The organism is Streptomyces sp. NPDC002790 (assembly GCF_040295505.1).
GTDB lineage: Bacteria > Actinomycetota > Actinomycetes > Streptomycetales > Streptomycetaceae > Streptomyces.
Map to the genome: position 1 here is coordinate 20,539 of NZ_JBEOVM010000006.1, position 17,231 is coordinate 37,769.

At 69.5% G+C, this 17,231-nt stretch carries 9 protein-coding genes and 1 pseudogene; 6 read left to right on the forward strand and 4 right to left on the reverse strand.

The genetic code is table 11. The features are described 5' to 3' along the window. Positions 1–257: 257 nt before the first annotated feature. Together acnA and ABT004_RS05545 are read left to right on the forward strand one after the other, a co-directional pair. Positions 258–2,984 (forward strand): aconitate hydratase AcnA, encoded by a 2,727-nt coding sequence (gene acnA, locus ABT004_RS05540; protein WP_351331556.1) that lies wholly within the window; start codon positions 258–260, stop codon positions 2,982–2,984. A gap of 148 nt (positions 2,985–3,132) precedes the next feature. Continuing rightward, entirely contained in the window at positions 3,133–3,909 is a 777-nt protein-coding gene (locus ABT004_RS05545; protein WP_351331557.1) for a methyltransferase domain-containing protein, read from the forward strand. Positions 3,910–3,930: 21 nt separating this feature from the next. Here the strand turns inward: ABT004_RS05545 and ABT004_RS05550 are convergent, their stop codons facing one another. Genes ABT004_RS05550 through ABT004_RS05560 form a run of 3 tightly spaced genes read right to left on the reverse strand, consistent with a single transcriptional unit; the run spans position 3,931 to position 5,439 of the window. Further along, a complete protein-coding gene (locus tag ABT004_RS05550; protein WP_351331558.1) occupies positions 3,931–4,398 on the reverse strand; it encodes a hypothetical protein in 468 nt (155 codons plus the stop codon). Beyond that, positions 4,379–4,618: a DUF397 domain-containing protein gene (locus ABT004_RS05555; protein WP_351331559.1), complete on the reverse strand. Its 240-nt coding sequence runs from the start codon at positions 4,616–4,618 to the stop codon at positions 4,379–4,381. Before ABT004_RS05555 ends, ABT004_RS05550 begins: the two co-directional genes overlap by 20 nt. Beyond that, a complete protein-coding gene (locus ABT004_RS05560; RefSeq protein ID WP_351331560.1) occupies positions 4,615–5,439 on the reverse strand; it encodes a helix-turn-helix domain-containing protein in 825 nt (274 codons plus the stop codon). Before ABT004_RS05560 ends, ABT004_RS05555 begins: the two co-directional genes overlap by 4 nt. A gap of 104 nt (positions 5,440–5,543) precedes the next feature. Here ABT004_RS05560 and ABT004_RS05565 point away from each other — a divergent pair. The 4 genes and pseudogenes from ABT004_RS05565 to ABT004_RS05580 all read left to right on the forward strand — a co-directional run. Further along, positions 5,544–5,930 (forward strand): annotated as a pseudogene (locus tag ABT004_RS05565) (ATP-binding protein); the annotation flags it as partial. 64 nt (positions 5,931–5,994) lie between these two features. Beyond that, complete coding sequence (locus tag ABT004_RS05570; RefSeq protein ID WP_351331561.1) at positions 5,995–9,177, forward strand: NACHT domain-containing protein; 3,183 nt, start codon at positions 5,995–5,997, stop codon at positions 9,175–9,177. 106 nt (positions 9,178–9,283) lie between these two features. Beyond that, positions 9,284–11,443 (forward strand): ATP-binding protein, encoded by a 2,160-nt coding sequence (locus tag ABT004_RS05575; protein WP_351331562.1) that lies wholly within the window; start codon positions 9,284–9,286, stop codon positions 11,441–11,443. Further along, positions 11,443–12,960 carry an ABC transporter substrate-binding protein gene (locus tag ABT004_RS05580; protein ID WP_351331563.1) on the forward strand — a complete coding sequence of 506 codons (1,518 nt, stop codon included), beginning with the start codon at positions 11,443–11,445 and terminating at the stop codon, positions 12,958–12,960. Before ABT004_RS05575 ends, ABT004_RS05580 begins: the two co-directional genes overlap by 1 nt. Positions 12,961–12,993: 33 nt before the next feature. On the opposite strand, the gene ABT004_RS05585 is transcribed toward ABT004_RS05580, so the two are convergent. Further along, a complete protein-coding gene (locus ABT004_RS05585) occupies positions 12,994–16,857 on the reverse strand; it encodes a GH92 family glycosyl hydrolase (RefSeq protein WP_351331564.1) in 3,864 nt (1,287 codons plus the stop codon). Positions 16,858–17,231 lie beyond the last annotated feature (374 nt).

The following is a 17,231-nucleotide window of genomic DNA, read 5'->3' on the forward strand; positions in this document are numbered from 1 at the left end:
CCCGACCCGTACGACGATGAAGGGAGCGCGCGCGGGTACGCGGTCAGGCGTGGGCTCGGCGGCACCGCTTGATGGCATCGCCGGGTGATGTATTAGAGTTATCTCGACATCGAGATATCTACCGAGGCGCACCGTGGCCGCACGGAGTCGAAGGTCGGATGGTAAGGGCTACCTAACTTAGCCTTACCTTAGCGGATCGTCGAGTCGGCGTGGCGGCAGGATGCGGTGGAACGCGCACACACATGAAGGAGACTGTCGTGTCGGCGAACAGCTTCGACGCCCGCAGCACGCTGCGCGTGGGCGACGAGTCGTACGAGATCTTCAAGCTGGACAAGGTTGAGGGCTCGGCCCGCCTTCCGTACAGCCTGAAGGTCCTTCTGGAGAACCTGCTCCGCACCGAGGACGGCGCGAACATCACCGCCGACCACATCCGTGCGCTCGGCAACTGGGACTCCCAGGCCCAGCCCGACAAGGAGATCCAGTTCACGCCGGCCCGCGTGATCATGCAGGACTTCACGGGCGTCCCCTGCGTCGTGGACCTCGCCACGATGCGTGAGGCCGTGAAGGCCCTCGGCGGCGACCCGGCGAAGATCAACCCGCTGTCCCCGGCCGAGATGGTCATCGACCACTCCGTCATCGCCGACAAGTTCGGCACGAACGACGCGTTCAAGCAGAACGTGGACCTGGAGTACGGCCGCAACAAGGAGCGCTACCAGTTCCTGCGCTGGGGCCAGACCGCGTTCGACGACTTCAAGGTCGTCCCGCCCGGCACCGGCATCGTCCACCAGGTCAACATCGAGAAGCTGGCCCGTACGGTCATGGTCCGCAACGGCCAGGCTTACCCCGACACCCTCGTCGGCACGGACTCGCACACCACGATGGTCAACGGCCTGGGCGTGCTCGGCTGGGGCGTCGGCGGTATCGAGGCCGAGGCCGCGATGCTCGGTCAGCCGGTATCGATGCTCATCCCGCGCGTCGTCGGCTTCAAGCTGACCGGCGAGCTGCCGGCCGGCACGACCGCCACCGACCTCGTGCTCACGATCACCGAGATGCTGCGCAAGCACGGCGTCGTCGGCAAGTTCGTCGAGTTCTACGGTGAGGGCGTCGCCGCGACCTCCCTCGCGAACCGCGCCACCATCGGCAACATGTCGCCGGAGTTCGGCTCCACCGCCGCGATCTTCCCGATCGACGACGAGACGCTGAACTACCTGCGCCTGACCGGCCGTGACGCCCAGCAGGTCGCGCTCGTCGAGGCCTACGCCAAGGAGCAGGGCCTCTGGCTGGACCCGGCCGCCGAGCCCGACTTCTCCGAGAAGCTGGAGCTCGACCTCTCCACGGTCGTCCCGTCGATCGCCGGTCCGAAGCGCCCGCAGGACCGCATCGTCCTCGCGAACGCCGCCGAGCAGTTCAAGACCGACGTGCGCAACTACGTGGCGGACGACGAGGAGGCGGGCAAGGAGTCCTTCCCCGCGTCCGACGCCCCGGCCGCGACGAACGGCGTCCCGTCGAACCCGGTCACCGTGACCGCCCCTGACGGCTCGACGTACGAGCTGGACCACGGCGCCGTCACGGTCGCCGCGATCACCTCCTGCACCAACACCTCGAACCCGTACGTGATGGTGGCCGCCGCCCTCGTCGCGAAGAAGGCCGTCGAGAAGGGCCTGACCCGCAAGCCGTGGGTCAAGACCACGCTCGCGCCGGGCTCGAAGGTCGTCACCGACTACTTCGACAAGTCGGGTCTCACCCCGTACCTCGACAAGGTCGGCTTCAACCTCGTCGGCTACGGCTGCACCACCTGCATCGGCAACTCGGGCCCGCTGCCCGACGAGGTCTCGAAGGCCGTCAACGACCACGACCTGGCCGTGACGTCCGTCCTCTCCGGTAACCGGAACTTCGAGGGCCGCATCAACCCCGACGTCAAGATGAACTACCTGGCGTCCCCGCCGCTGGTCGTCGCGTACGCCATCGCCGGTTCGATGAAGGTCAACATCACCAAGGACGCCCTCGGCGTCGACCAGGACGGCAAGCCCGTGTTCCTGGCCGACATCTGGCCGACGGAGGCCGAGGTCAACGACGTCGTCGCCAACTCCATCGGCGAGGACATGTTCTCCAAGTCCTACGAGGACGTCTTCGCGGGCGACGCCCAGTGGCAGGCCCTCTCGGTCCCCACCGGCAACACCTTCGAGTGGGACAACGAGTCGACCTACGTCCGCAAGCCCCCGTACTTCGAGGGCATGCAGATGGAGCCGGCGCCGGTCCAGGACATCTCGAACGCCCGCGTCCTCGCCAAGCTGGGCGACTCGGTCACCACCGACCACATCTCCCCGGCCGGTGCGATCAAGGCCGACACCCCGGCCGGCAAGTACCTGTCGGAGCACGGCGTCGAGCGTCGCGACTTCAACTCGTACGGCTCGCGTCGCGGCAACCACGAGATCATGATCCGTGGCACGTTCGCCAACATCCGCCTGCGCAACCAGATCGCGCCGGGCACGGAGGGCGGCTACACCCGCGACTTCACCCAGGCCGACGCTGCCGGTGACGCGCCGGTGTCGTTCATCTACGACGCCTCGCAGAACTACCAGGCGCAGGGCACCCCGCTCGTCATCCTGGGCGGCAAGGAGTACGGCTCCGGTTCGTCCCGCGACTGGGCCGCCAAGGGCACCGCGCTCCTCGGCGTCAAGGCCGTCATCACCGAGTCGTACGAGCGCATCCACCGCTCGAACCTCATCGGCATGGGCGTCGTCCCGCTGCAGTTCCCGGAGGGCCAGTCGGCCGACTCGCTCGGCCTGACCGGCGAGGAGTCCTTCTCCATCGCGGGCCTCACCGAGCTGAACGACGGCACGACCCCGTCCACGGTCAAGGTCACCACCGACTCCGGCGTGGAGTTCGACGCGGTCGTCCGCATCGACACCCCCGGTGAGGCGGACTACTACCGCAACGGCGGCATCCTGCAGTACGTGCTGCGCAGCCTGATCAGCGAGTAATCGGGCCACCAGTAAGGCAGTTGAGGGCCGCATCCCCGCTTCGGCGGGGGTGCGGCCCTCTGTCATGCGTCGGCAAGAGCCGCGGCGGCCTCCCCCCGCCGGCGGAAATCAGGTGACCCGGCCCGACCGGGCGGGCTACCGTCGCCCGGTGACCGATGACCACGCATCCGTACCCGCATCCGACGCTCCCGAGGACGGCCACTTTCCGGAGAGCGTCGCCGCCGAATACGACGACGGCGAGGACCCGCGCCGCGCGGCCCTCGCCGCGGACTTCCTCGCGGCGCTCGCCGACGGCGGCCCCGCCTTCGAACTCGCCGTCGGCACCGGGCGGATCGCTCTGCCGCTGGTCGCGCGCGGCGTCCCCGTCACGGGAACCGACCTCTCGCGCGCCATGGTGGCGAGGCTCCGTGCCAAGCCCGGCGGGGCCGAACTCCCCGTAACCATCGGTGACATGACCACGACCAAGGTCGACGGCGCCGGCACGTTCACCCTCGCCTACCTCGTCTACAACACCATCAACAACCTCACCACGCAGGACGCCCAGGTCGACGCGTTCCGCAACGCGTCGGCCCACCTCGCGCCCGGCGGCCGCTTCGTCGTCGAGGTCGGCGTGCCCGTACTGCGCCACCTGCCGCCCGGCCAGGAGGCGGTGATCTTCGGCCTGTCCGGCGAGCGCGTCGCCTTCGACCGGTACGACGACCTCGTTCACCAGCGCTTCAGCTCCAACTACGTCTCCGTGGACGCCGAAGGCCGCGGCCGCTATCGCAGCATCCCCTTCCGCTACGTCTGGCCCAGCGAGCTCGACCTGATGGCCCGCTTCGCCGGAATGCGCCTGGAGCAGCGGTACGAGAACTGGGAGCGCGCCCCGTTCACCTCGGAGAGCGGCAGTCATGTGTCGGTGTACGTGAAGGACGACAGGCTCTAGGTGTATTGACCCGCAGCGTCGTCAGTCGCGAGGTCGCTCCGCGGGTAGCGGGGCGAGCTGCGGCCAGCGGGTGAGCATGGTCGCGCGCAGGTCCGTGGCGAGGCGGCCGAGGGCCGGGAGTCCGCCGCTCTGGTCGGCCACGACGCCCAGCCGGTGCGTGAGGCGCTGCCGGGCCGCGTGCAGCCGCGCGAGCGCCGCCGCGTAGTCGACCCGCCAGTCCGGGCCTGGGTGCCGATGCTCCACGTACTCCAGGACCAGTACGCGTTCGTCGGGGTCGATGTCGAGGAGCCGGGGGACGACGGGCGGGTCCACGGTGGCGGCGAGGCGCAGCGACGCGACCTCGCGGGCGTACCGGTCGGCGGCCTCCGGCGCGTCGACCAGCTGCTTCACCATCACCGGGGTGCCCTGGAACTCGGCGCGCCACAGCCGCGACCGGGGGCCCTCCAGCTCCGGGACCCGCCGGACCGCGTCAAGCCCGAGCGGCTTCAAGGAACGTGGTCCAGGCCCCGGGCGCGACGGTGAGGTGGCCGCCGTCGGCGTTCTTGGAGTCGCGGACGTGGATGGCGGAGGGGTGGGTTGCGACCTCGACGCACTGGCCGCCTTCGCTGCTGCTGTAGCTCGACTTCCGCCAGGTGTAGGCGACTTCAAGGCACGCGCCGCCTTCGCTACTGCTGTAGCTCGACTTGAACCAGTGAAGTGCGGTGGTCATGGCTCTCCTAGCAGGCGATCCAGCAGGCCCATGGTGGCTTTGGGCGTGAGGGCCTGAGATCGCAGCATCGCATACTTGCAAGCCAGGATGGACACCTCGTCGGCGTCGGAAACCCACTGGCTACCGCGCTGGGACTCCGTGTAGGCGAGATGCTGATGGTCCGGGGTCTCCAGGAGGGTGAACGGGCCTGCGTCGCCCGCGTTCTCCGGCGCATCCAGCGGCAACACCTGAAGCGACAGCCCCGGCAGGTCCGCGCTCGCCCGCAGAAAGCTCAACTCCGCCGCCCGCACCAGCGGTTCGGTGAACGCCATCTTCAGCGCGGGCTCCCACACGACGAAGCTCATCGTCGGCGGGACCTTCCGGTGGAGGATCGCCTGGCGGTCGACACGGGCCGCCGTCTTGGTCTCGATCTCGTCCTCGCCGTACGCGGGTACGCGCTGCCCCAGCAACGTCCGTGCGTACTCCGCGGTCTGGAGGATGCCGGGCACGACCAGCGCGTCGTACCACGACAGGGCGATGGCCTCCCGCTCGTGCTGGATATACGACTCCGCCCACAACGGAAACTGGTCCACCTCCGGCATCGCCGCCACCGCCGTGACCAACGCCCCCTTGGTCTCAAGGAGTTGGTCCATCGACTCCGCCAGCTTCGGCACCAGCGGGCGCCGCGCCTGCTCGATCGCCGCGATCGTCGACTCGGCCACTATCAGCCGCTCCGCGAGCGCCGCCTGTGTGTAACCGGCGGCCTTGCGGAAGAGGGCGACGAGGTCGGCGACCAGCCTCATCGCCGACGGGTTCTTCGGCGGATGTTGCGCAGGGCTCATGACGGGCAATCTCCCCGCCCCCGTTCCTTCTTGACCCCACTCGAACCCCGACAAAAAATCTGTCGGGGTCGATTCACTGTCGCCAGTCAATCACTCTCCGCAACATTCCACTCGTGAACCACGAACCCCGCGACCGCTTCTGCCGCCGCGAACGCCAATCCGTCCCCGCCGCCCGCGAGTTCACCCGCGCCGCACTCGCCGACTGGGGCGTGGAGGGCGACCGCGCAGAGGACATCGTCCTGTGCGTCAGCGAACTCGCCACCAACGCTCTCCTGCACGGCGCCCCGCCGGGCCGCGGCTACCTGCTGCGCCTCCTGCCCCACGAGGTCGGCCTCCGGGTCGAGGTGCACGACAGTGGCGGCGGCGTGCCGCGCGCGGTGCGGCCGGACGAAGGGGGCCGGGGGCTGATCCTCGTCGCGGCGCTCGCGGACGCGTGGGGCGTGGGGGAGCGGGACCCCGGCAAGGTGGTGTGGTGCGAGTTCGGGGTGGCCGGGACCGGGGCACGTATGGTGGAGGACTCGTGGGTGACGGGGGTGAGCGGTGGAACTGGGCGCAATGGGGCTGAAGCTCGCGTCCTCGGTGGTGGTGCCGTTGCTGAAGCGGTTCGTGCTGCCTCCGGCGAAGGTGGCGGGGGCCGAGTTCCCCGGTGAAAAGCCCGTCCGCGTAAGGTCGTTGCTGTCCTTCGTGGGTGATCACCCCGCTCTCAGCCGTGACGACATGCATCGGCTCTCCAGCGAGCTGGTGCGCCGCGCCGTGCAGGCCGCGCCGCCGCACGAGGCCAGGCTGCCCGACGACGAGCACGACGCGGTGGGCCAGGCCCTCACCCGTACGCTCTTCGCGCTCGGTCAGCTGGACATGAACGACGTCGACCTGGTGGTGCTCGGTCCTGAGGAGCTGGCCGCCACGCTGTCCAGCGCGGCGGAGCGGGACATCAAGGGGCTGCTCACGGCGGACGCGGCCCGCTTTCACGACGCGCTGCTCGTCACGGCCTGTGTGCACCTCGTGCGGTTCTTCACCGAGCGGCCCGGCTTCGAGGCCCGCGCGCAGCTGTCGAACTTCCGCCAACTCCGCGAACAAAAGGAGCTGTTGGAGCGCGTGCTGCGGACCGTCTCCGGTGAGGACCACCAAGCCGACGACCTCCGCTTCGAGGGGGAGTACGCCCAGTACGTCGTCGAGCGGCACCGGTGGCTCACCATCCACGGCGTCGACCTCCGCGACCCCGCCGGGCCCCAATGGCTCCTCGACGACGCCTACTTGAGCCTGACCGCCGTACCGGTGGCCGCCGCCGAGGAGGACGGCGACTACGAGACCGTGACCGAGGAGAGCGTCGAGACCGCGCTCACCGGGCGCGGCAAGATCCTGCTGCACGGTCTCGCCGGCACCGGCAAGACGACGCTCGTGCAGTGGCTCGCCCTGACCACCGCGCGCCAGGAGGCCGTGCCCGCCGCTCTGCCGCAGCTGATAGGGCGGGTCCCGTTCGTGCTGCCGCTGCGTACGCTCGCCCGGCAGGGGGCCGAACTCCCGCTGCCCGACGAGTTCCTGAAGTGGATGCGCTGCGACCTCAGCGGCAGCGAGCCCGACGGTTGGGCCGTCCGCGTCCTGCGCAACGGGCGCGCGGTGCTGCTCGTCGACGGCCTCGACGAGATCCCCAAGGCCGACCGGCGGCGCGCCCGCGACTGGCTGGCCCAGCTGGTGCGCAGGTACCCCGGCAACCTCTGGCTGTGCACCACCCGCCCCTCCGCGCTCGAACCGGGCTGGCTGCGCGGCGAGGGCTTCCACGAGCTGAGCCTCAACCCGCTGAGCCCCGGGGACCTGCGGCGCTTCATCGCGCGCTGGCACGTCGCGGCGGGCGCGGAGGGTCTCGCCGACAAGCTCGTCGAGTCCCTGCGTTCCAACCCCGAACTAAACCGACTCGCCACCAACCCCCTGATGTGCAGCCTCATTTGTGCCCTGCACCGCGAACGCCGGGGTTTTCTGCCGCACGGCCGGGCCTCTCTCTACAAGGCCGCCCTGTCCATGCTCCTGGAGCGGCGCGACACGGAGCGGGACTTCTATGTGCGGGACGACGACCGCCCTCGGCTCGACGAGGAGTCGGCGACGGAGCCGCTCAAACGGCTCGCGTACCGGCTGATCCGCAACGACGACAGCCAGATGGAACGCGACGACGCCATCCACGAGCTGCGCCGCCTCCAGCCGCAGGTTCCGAGCCTGGAACAGCTCGGCGGACCCGAGCACGCGCTCGAATACCTGCTGGAGCGCTCCGGGCTGCTCCGGGAGCCCGCGCCGGGCGCCGTGGACTTCATTCACCGCACGTTTCAGGACTACCTGGGTGCCAAGGCTGTTCTTGAGGACCGTGACTTCGGCATGCTGGTGAAACACGCTCACATGGACCAGTGGGAGGACGTGGTGCAGATGGCCGTCGCGCAAGCCGATCACAATGGGCGGGCCGACCTGCTGATGCGCCTGAGCGACCGCGGAAAGCGCGAGAAGGACGTGACCGTCCAGGCCAGGATCCGCCTCCTCGCCCTCGCCTCCCTCGAACAGGCCACGCGGCTGGAACCCGCCGTACGCCAGACCATCGAGGCCGAGGCCGCGAGCATGCTCCCGCCGCGCAGCCTGCGCCAGGCCCGCGTCCTCGCCCGCACGGGGCCGCTGCTGTTGGGGCTGCTCCCAAGAGCCGACGAGCTCGACGGGGACGCCGAGCTGGCGACCGCGCACGCCATCTGCCAGATCGGCGGCGACGCGGCCATCCCGCGCCTGCGCGAGTTCCTCACCACCTCGCAGTCCACCGTGCGCGCCCAGCTCCTCGGCCACTGGGACCGCTTCGACACCGAGACGTACGCCCGCGAGATCATCGCCCCGCTCCTCGAAGCGGCGCCAGGTGAGCCCGTCACCGTCCGCTCGAAGGCCGAACTCGACGCCCTGTCACGCCTGCCCGGCTGTGAGCGCGTCGGCATCCACGGCGACTTCGACCCCGACGCCGTCCGCGCCGCCCTGTCTTCGGAGCATCTGCGCGAGCTGCGGCTGCGCGGCGCGCTGCGGATCGACGACCTGTCCCTCCTCCACGACTTCCAGCACCTGGAGAGCCTCACCCTCCAGGGCTGCCGCAACGTCAAGGACCCCGAACCGCTCACCCGGCTCCCGCGACTGAGCAGCCTCGTACTGGAGAACGTCCCGCAGTTCGAGCCGCTGGAACAGCTCGACCAGTGCGCGCGGCTCGAAGCACTGCACATCGGCGCGGGCGTCCCCTGGCGCGGCGTGGCCGAACTGCCCAGGCCCGGCCGGCTCAAGACGCTGTCGCTGCCGCCGGGAACGTCCGAACTCGCCGAGATCACCCGCTGCGTCGCGCTTCAGGAGCTGCGCCTTCAGGACGCGAGCAGCCGGCTGCTCCCCGACGACTGGGGCGGACTGCTCGGCCGCCTGCCCGAGCTGCGCACGCTCTGCCTCTCCGCCGAGCAGCTCAGCACCCTCCTCTTCAACCCGACCAGCCAGATCCCGCAACTGACCAAGCTCTACGTCTACGCCCAGCAGGGCACCCCGCTGCAACTGCGCCGCATGTCCCGCCGCCTGCAAGGACTTGAGGAGCTGCACGTGACGCAGGGCGGCGACATCGACCTCTCCCCGCTCAAGGGAATCGCGTCGCTGCGCCGCGTACGGATCGCCTATCCGGGCGGCGTCGTCCAGGGCGTCGAGGAGCTGCCCGAGGGCGCCGAGCTGGAGATTTATCCGCAACCGTGAGGGGGTCGGCGGCCTTGCGGACCATCTGGCAAGAGATCGGCGCCACCGGTAAGTTCTAGGGTTCACGCAGAAATTGACGATCCCTAGGGAAGCAGGACAGCCGAAGATGGCCAGGCCCAAGGCGCCCTTTCTGTACGGGCGTGAACCCCTGGTGGGATCGCTCGTCCCCTCGCTCACCGGGCTGGCGTTCCACGAACGCGCCCGCGCCAAGCGTGAGTTCGGGCCCGGTGTGCCCGTCGTGCTGCTCACCGGCGAGCACGGCACCGGACGCAGCGCCCTCCTCGACGCCCTCGCCCGCGGCTACCGGGGCCGCTTACCGCTCGCCCATGTACGCGCCGTCGTACCGGGCTCTCCCGTCGCCTCCGGCATCGCCGATGAGGTTCCCGAGGGCAGTGTGCCGCCGCAGCACGCCGCGTCGGCCGCCGAGATCCTGGAGCGCCTCGTGTGCGCGCTCACCCCCACGTACGGCACCTTCCGGACCCTGATGCCCGCCCTGTTCGCCGTGTCCGGCTGGCACGTGGGGCAGACGGACGAGCGTGACGAGGTGTGCCGCAGACACGCCCGGATGCTCCTGGTGGGCGGACTCGCCCAGGGCACCGAGCGCGAGGTCGCCCGCGACTGGGCCACCCAGGTCGAGACCTCGCTCAGCCGGGCCGCCGCCCGCAACAGCGACCCCGACGACCCGGACGGCACGCAACCCGTCACCGCCGCCGTGCTGCGCCAACTCGCCACCAGAACGCCCCTCGACCCCGCCCGCGCCTGGTTCCGCAAGCGGCACACCACGCCCGACGGCACCATCGCCGAGGAGGACCCGCTGTGGCTGCTGTCCCGCCGCTTCCACCGTGGCGGCGACTACCTCCACGCGGCCGAACAGGCCCTGACCGCCGCCTTCCTGGAGGAGACGGCCCACGCGCACGGCCTGGTGCGCCGGCTCAACCGTGAGCCCTGGCCGCTGATCCTCCTCGACGAGGCGCACACCCCCGCGGGCTCCCGCTTCCTCGAACTCCTCCTGGAACAGCGGGCCCTGGGGGGACGCACGTACGACGACCGCACCGTCGTCGTCGCCACCCGGCTCGGCGACCTGCCGCGGGAGGACGCGCCGCACGCCGTGCGCCGGGAGCTCGTCGACCTGCTGCCGCCCGGCGGCGTCAGACGCCCCGGACACGCCGCCACCCTGTGGAAGCGGACCGGGCACGAGCCGTCCGAAGGCCTCCTCGTCCTCCCGCTCACCCCGCTGACCAGGGACGACATCCTTTCCATGCTCGACCGGGCGTCCTCGCGCCTGCTCCACCCGCACCTCGCCTCCGCGCTCCACGCCCTCACCGGAGGCCACCCATCGGCCAGCACCGTCCTCGCCGACGCCGCCGTCGAGACCGCCAAGCAGAACCGCACCGTCGTACCGCGCGACCTGCTCGACCTGCGCGTCGAGGGCGGCCGCGCCGTCACCGAGGTGCTGCTGCGGGACCTGCTGCCCGACCGCAGACAGCGCGACCGCCTCGTCAAGCTCTGCCTCGCCAGGGACTCCAAGGCGGCCGAGGCGCTCGCCCAGGACCTCGGCCTGGTCGGCCCCGAGCAGCTGCCCGCCACGGCCGCCGCGCAGTACCTCGTCGAGCGCGAGTGGCAGGAACTCCCGGGCTCCGACGACCCGCTGGTCACCAGCCCCCTCCTGCGCACCCTCCTCGTCCACGAGGCGCGGCGCACCCTGCCGCCGGGCGACGAACCGCACAGCTGGCGCTCCGTGCACGCCTTCCTCCACCTCCACCACGTCCAGCGCGCCGAAACCGAGGAGGCCGACGCCCTGCGCCACAACCTCGCCGCCGGAAACCCGCAACAGGTCGTCGCGATGCTCGCCGACGAGTTCGACGCGGAGGAGGCCGAACAGAGCGTCGAGCACTGGCTGCTGTGCCTCCAGCGCTGCGCGAGCGCGCCCGTGCCGCCCGCCGACGACACCTGGCGCGACCAGCGCGTCGAGATCGCCGACGGCGAGCACGCGGCCCGCTACGCGCGCCTCGACCCCTCGGGCCGCAGCATCAACCGCCTGCTGCACGCCCTGTGGTACCTCTCCGAGCCGTACGCCGACGCCGCCCTCGACCCGGACGCCGACCGGATGTGCAAGGCCGTGGGGGAGGAGCTGGGCTTCCTCGCGCGCCGCCACCCCACCTGGTACGCGGCCCTCGGGCAGGCGGCCCGCGACTGGCCGACGGCCGCCCGCAAGAGGCAGGAACTACCCGTGCCCCCAGGCACCAACTCCGGGGAGGGAGGCTGATGTTCGGCAGCAGGATCAGGGAGTGGGGTCCGCTGGACTGGTGCGTCGCCGCGATGGTGGTGCTCGCGCTCGTGGCCGGCGGGATCTACGGCGGCTCGAAGCTGCTGCGCACGTGCGACAACGGACTGAACGAGATCGGCGGTGAGTGCATCGGCGTCACCGCGGAGTCCTTCGAGGCGGACGACGACATCGGCTCGCTCCTCGGCGCCATCGCCGACGAGAACCACCGGGTCGCGTCGGAGAGCGGCACCCCCTACGTCCGTATCGCCCTGATGATGGCCTTCACCTCGGGCGACACGAGCGCGATGACCGGCGACATGATCCGCCGCGCACTCGCGGGCTCCCTCGCCGCGCTCACGGAGGCGAACGCGGGGGCGGGCGGTCCGCAGGTCCAGCTGATGCTCGCGCCCGTCGGGAAGCAACTCGACCAATGGAAGCCGGTGGTCGACCAGTTGGACGCGCTGGCCGACGACGGGAAACACCCGCTCGTCGGTGTCACGGGCATCCCCAGCAGCCAGACACAGACCAAGCACGCCCTCACCGCACTGAGCGCGAGCGAGATCCCCACGGTGGGCCCGGTCATCAACGCGTCGTCGATGAACTTCCCGTACTTCTTCAAGACCTCGCCGAGCGACGAGGAGTTCGCGAACGCCCTGCAGCACTACCTCAAAACCTACCCGCAGGGCAGCAAGAAGGGGTTGCTCCTGCTCGACAAGCACGGGGGCGACGTGTACTCCAGGGACCTGAGGAACACCCTCAGGGACCGCTTCAGCAAGGACTACGGCCTCAAGACCGGCTTCTCCGTCTTCACCGGTTCCTCCGGCAGCGACGAGGGCGAGCCGGGCCTCTTCGTGAACGCGATCGACAAGATCTGCCGTGAGCACTTGGACACGGTCTTCTTCGCGGGCCGCGACCAGGACCTCCCGGGCTTCATCGACGGCCTCTCCGACGAGGGCAGCTGCGCCCGCCGCCCCCTGCGCATCCTGAAGACCGGCATAGGCCTCGAACCCACCCTCACCAGGCCGGACGTCGAGCGCGACCTGGACAAGGCGAACGCCACCATCGTCGACGCCGCCTCCTTCGACCCGCACTGGGAGAAGGGGGGTTCCGCGGACCGACCCTCCGGCGTCGACGACTTCCTCGACCTCTTCAACGAGATCAGGACCCAGCACACGCTCGGCGAGAAGCCCCTGGCCGACGGCTACGCGGCTTCGTACTACGACGGCCTGCGGCTGCTCACCGAGGCGGTGAAGCGCACCTTCGCCGACATGAACGAGGGCGAGAACAGCGAGAAGATTCCCACGAGCAAGGAGCTGTACACGACTCTGTTGCAGCCCACCGTCAACGGCGCGGGCATGCTCCAAGGCGCGACCGGGACGTACGGCTTCGCGGGTCAGGAAACGCACCGGAAGTGGTCGGCGTGCAAGCCGGTGCCAGTCGTGGAGTTCCCGGACCGGCGTCACGAACGGAAACTCTCGCTGTACCGGACCTTCGACAACGGCGACTGCCCCGGGTGACGTGCCGCGCTCGGCACGCCACCCGGGAGGACGTCACGACAGCAGTTCCACCTCCGCCACCGTCGCCGCCCCGCCGGTGAACACCAGCCGGTAGTGCTTGTGCGCCGCCGGGGACGGCACGGAGAACGCCCGTGTCTGCTTGTCCCAGGCGAAGGACTCACCGGAGCGTTCGTCGACGGTCTTCCAGCCCTTCGCGTCGTCCGAGGCCTCCAGTTTCCACCCCGTCGGCGCCTTCGACTTGTCCCCCGAAGAGGTCAGCGTGTACTGGACCGCCTTCGCACCGTCCGCCCCGACCGGCAGCTCCACCGGACCCGATGAACTGGCCGACGTAGCGGAGGAGTTGTCGAACAGCGGGCCCGAACCCGTGATGGCGTCCGAGCGCGGCGAGGGCACCTTGTCGTCCTTCGTGATCGACGTCGGCGCGGCGTCCGCACCCGTGCCCCACTTCGACGGCTTGTCACCCATCGCGAACTCGATGACGCCACCCTTGGCGATGGCCGAGTGTGGCAGCGAAGTCTTCGTCCACGTACGACCGTTGACCTTCACGCCCTGCACGTAGATGTTCTTCGCGCTGTTCTTCGGCGCCTTGACGACCAGGTCCTTGCCGTTCTCCAGGTGCAGCGTCATCTTCGTGAACTGCGGGGAACCGATGGCGTATTCACCGCTGCCCATGACCAGCGGGTAGAAGCCCAGCGAGGAGAACAGGTACCAGGCCGACTGCTCGCCGTTGTCCTCGTCGCCGTGGTATCCCTGCCCGATCTCGCTGCCCGTGTAGAGGCGGGAGAGCACCTCGCGGACCTTCTCCTGCGTCTTCCACGGCTGACCTGCCGCGTCGTACATGTACGTGACGTGGTGGGCGACCTGGTTCGAGTGGCCGTACATGCCCATGCGTACGTCGCGCGCCTCGGTCATCTCGTGGATGACACCGCCGTACGAGCCCGCGACGTCCTTCGAGCCGGTCTCCGGCGTGTCGAAGTACGTGTCGAGCTTCTTGGCGAGGCCGCCCCGGCCGCCGTACAGATTGGCGAGGCCGCGGCTGTCCTGGACGGCGGTGAAGGCGTAGCCCCAGGCGTTGGTCTCCGTGTAGTCGTAGCCCCAGATCGCCGGGTCGAAGTCCTCCGACTTCACACGCCAGTTGCCGTCCTTGTCCTTGCCCTGGAAGAAGCCCGGACTCGACGCGCTGCCGGCCGCCTTGTCGTCGAACATGTTGACGTAGTCACGGGCGCGGTTCAGGAAGTACTCCGACTCCTCCTTGTAGTGCTTCTCGCCCGTCTTCTTGTAGAGCTTCCGGCCCATCTCCGCGATGCCGTAGTCGTTGAGGTAGCCCTCAAGCGCCCACGACGCACCCTCGTGCGTCTCCGACGGCGTGTAGCCGAGGAACGGGGAGGTCTCCATGCCCTTGCGGCCGACGCCGGCCTGTGGCGCCACCACGGTCGCGTTCTTCACGGCCGCCTTGTACGCCGACTCGACGTCGAAGTCGTCGACGCCCTTCACGTACGCGTCCGCGAACGCCACGTCCGACGACGTGCCGGTCATCAGGTCCGCGTAGCCCGGCGAGGACCAGCGGGAGGTCCAGCCGCCGTCCCGGTACTGCTGCACGAACCCGTCGACCAGCTCACCCGCCTTCTTCGGCGTCAGCAGCGAGTAGGCGGGCCAGGTCGTGCGATACGTGTCCCAGAAGCCGTTGTTGACGTACGGCTTGCCCTCGACGATCTTCGCGCCGGTGTGGGTCGGGGTGTCCGGGTTCGGCATCGGCGAGAACGGCGACGCGTACTTGTACGTCGCCTTGCTCTTTCCGCCCTGCGAACGCACCTTCTCGAAGCCCGAGTTGGGGTACAGGTACAGCCGGTACATCGAGGAGTACAGCGCCGTGCGCTGATCGTCCGTCGCGCCCTCGACCTCCACCTTCTTCATCAGCGTGTCCCACTGGGCGCGCGCCGCGTTCCGTACGTCCGCGAACGACCGCTTCTGCGGCAGCTCCTGCGACAGGTTGTCCTTCGCCTGGTCCAGGCCGATGAGGGACGTGGCGAGGCGCAGCGTCACCGTGCGGTCCTTGCCCGCGTCGAACGTGAAGTGGCCCTTCACGCCCGACGAGTCGGCGTCCTTCACCGGCTTGTCGAAGACCCCGTAGACGAACAGCCGCGTCGCACCCGCCGACAGGCCGGACTTGACGTCCGAGTAGCCGGTGACGACCCCGTTCTCCTTGTCGAGCGTGAGACCGCCCTGGTCGGAGACGTTGTCGAAGACCACGCTCGCGTCGTCGTCGGGGTAGCTGAAGCGGAGCGCCGCAGCGTGATCGGTCGGCGTCATCTCCGCCTTCACGCCGTTCTGGAACTTCACGCCGTAGTACGAGGGCGTCGCCGTCTCGTCGTCGTGCTTGAACGGCAGCGCGCGCCCGGAGCGCGACGTGTCCAACGCGTCACCGGACTTGGCCGACGGCATCACCTGGAACGTCTGCCGGTCACCCATCCACGGGCTCGGCTCGTGACTCGCCGCGAACGCCTCCATCGTGGGCAGGTTGTCCGCGTTGTTGTCGCGCGCGTAGTCGTACAGCCAGCTCAGCGAGCCCGCGTTGGTCACCGGCGTCCAGAAGTTGAAGCCGTGCGGGACGGCCGTCGCCGGGAAGGTGTTGCCGCGCGAGAAGTCACCGGTGGAGTTCGTGCCGCGGGTCGTCGACGCGTAGTCGCTCAGGTGCGCCTTCGGCTTGGCCGGCCGCGCCTTCGCGATGCTGAGGTCGTCCAGCCACCCGCGGAACTTCGCGGGCCCCTTGGGGGAGTCGTACGCGACGAGGACCCGGTCGACCGTCTTACCGGCCGCGACCGATCCGATCCCGGACTTCACCGCGTTCCACTGGTTCACGTACAGCCGCTTCGCCGCGCCCTGCCCCTGCGGGGTCAGCGCCCCGCCGTTGGAGTCGACGGCCTTGAGGTCGCTCAGGTACGTGCCGTCGGTGAAGGCGAGGTCGACGGAGACGTTCGTGGCGTCGTAGTCGCGGTCGCCGTCCGCCATCGACGGGAAGATCTTGTACGCGAGCTCGGTGTCCTTGGCCACCGCCACATCGACGTCGAAGACCTTGTTGTACGAGTACGCGCGGCCGTCGCCCTTGTGCGTGCCCGCGTAGCGCAGCGCGCGCGTGCCGGTGAAGCCGACGCCCGCCTTGGCGGTGGGCGAGGCGGTCGGGCCGCGGTCCACCAGCGAGAGCATGTCCTCGGGGGCCGGGGCGGAGTCCTCACCGGTCGAGAGCTGGAAGTCGGCGAGCTGCGTCGCGTCGTCCGCGCCGTTGTTCTTCGTGAACTCGATACGGAAGTGGGAGTACTCCGCCGGGCTCTGGATGTCGTACGACTTCAACTGCTGGCGCTTGTCGAACGTCTCGCCGGAGCGGGAGTCGAGCGTCTTCCACTCCTTGCCGTCCGCCGAACCCTTCAGGGTCCAGTCCTTCGGGTCGCGCTCGTCGTGGTCATTGGCCGACGTGAGCGCGTACTTGGAGATCTTGACCGGCCCGTCGAGGTCGTACTCGACCCAGCTCGTCGGCGTGAAGGCCAGCCACTTGGTGGTCGGCTCACCGTCGACGAGGTTCTCCTTGGTCTCACCTCCGTCCGCGTTCTCGTCGCTCGCGCGGATGTCGGTGACATGGCCGTTCACATTGCCCGGCATGCCGCTGCTGTACGCGCCGTCCACGCCGCTCGCCCGCTTCTTGCCGTCGGCGTCGGTGTCGACGGTGTTCAGCCAGTCCGGGGCGGGCTGCCCCGCCTCGAAGGAGGAGCGGAACTCCGGCTTCCCCCCGGCGGCTTGGGCGGTGGTGGCGGGGCCGAGACCCTGGCCCGCCGCCGAGAGCACAAGTGCGGCCGCGCCCAGCGCGGCCACCGTTCCGAGTCTGTGTCTGGATCTGCCTCGCATAAAGGGGCCCACCCTCCGGCTACTGGACAACGTTGTCAGTTGCTGAGCAAGGTCCAGTAGGGGCTCAAGTGCCCAGTGGTGTCAAGGGTATTGGGCCCTTTGGAGGGGATGGTTCCCCCGCCAGTGAATAAGCGGCCCGACGGATTCCGCTACGTCGCCGCTACACCCTTTGTAGACAACGCAGTTGGAAAGAACGGTTCGTCGCTGGTGCGGCGTATTTCCGGGAGGTCTCAACTCGGAAAAGACCGATGCCCAAACCTGCATTCGATCTTGCCCCCCTCACAGGGAGTGGACTATACCTGTCGCCACCGCCCGGCCCGTTCGAGATCCGGGCGGGCACCACCCAGCTCCACCTGCGTTACGCAGCACATCAC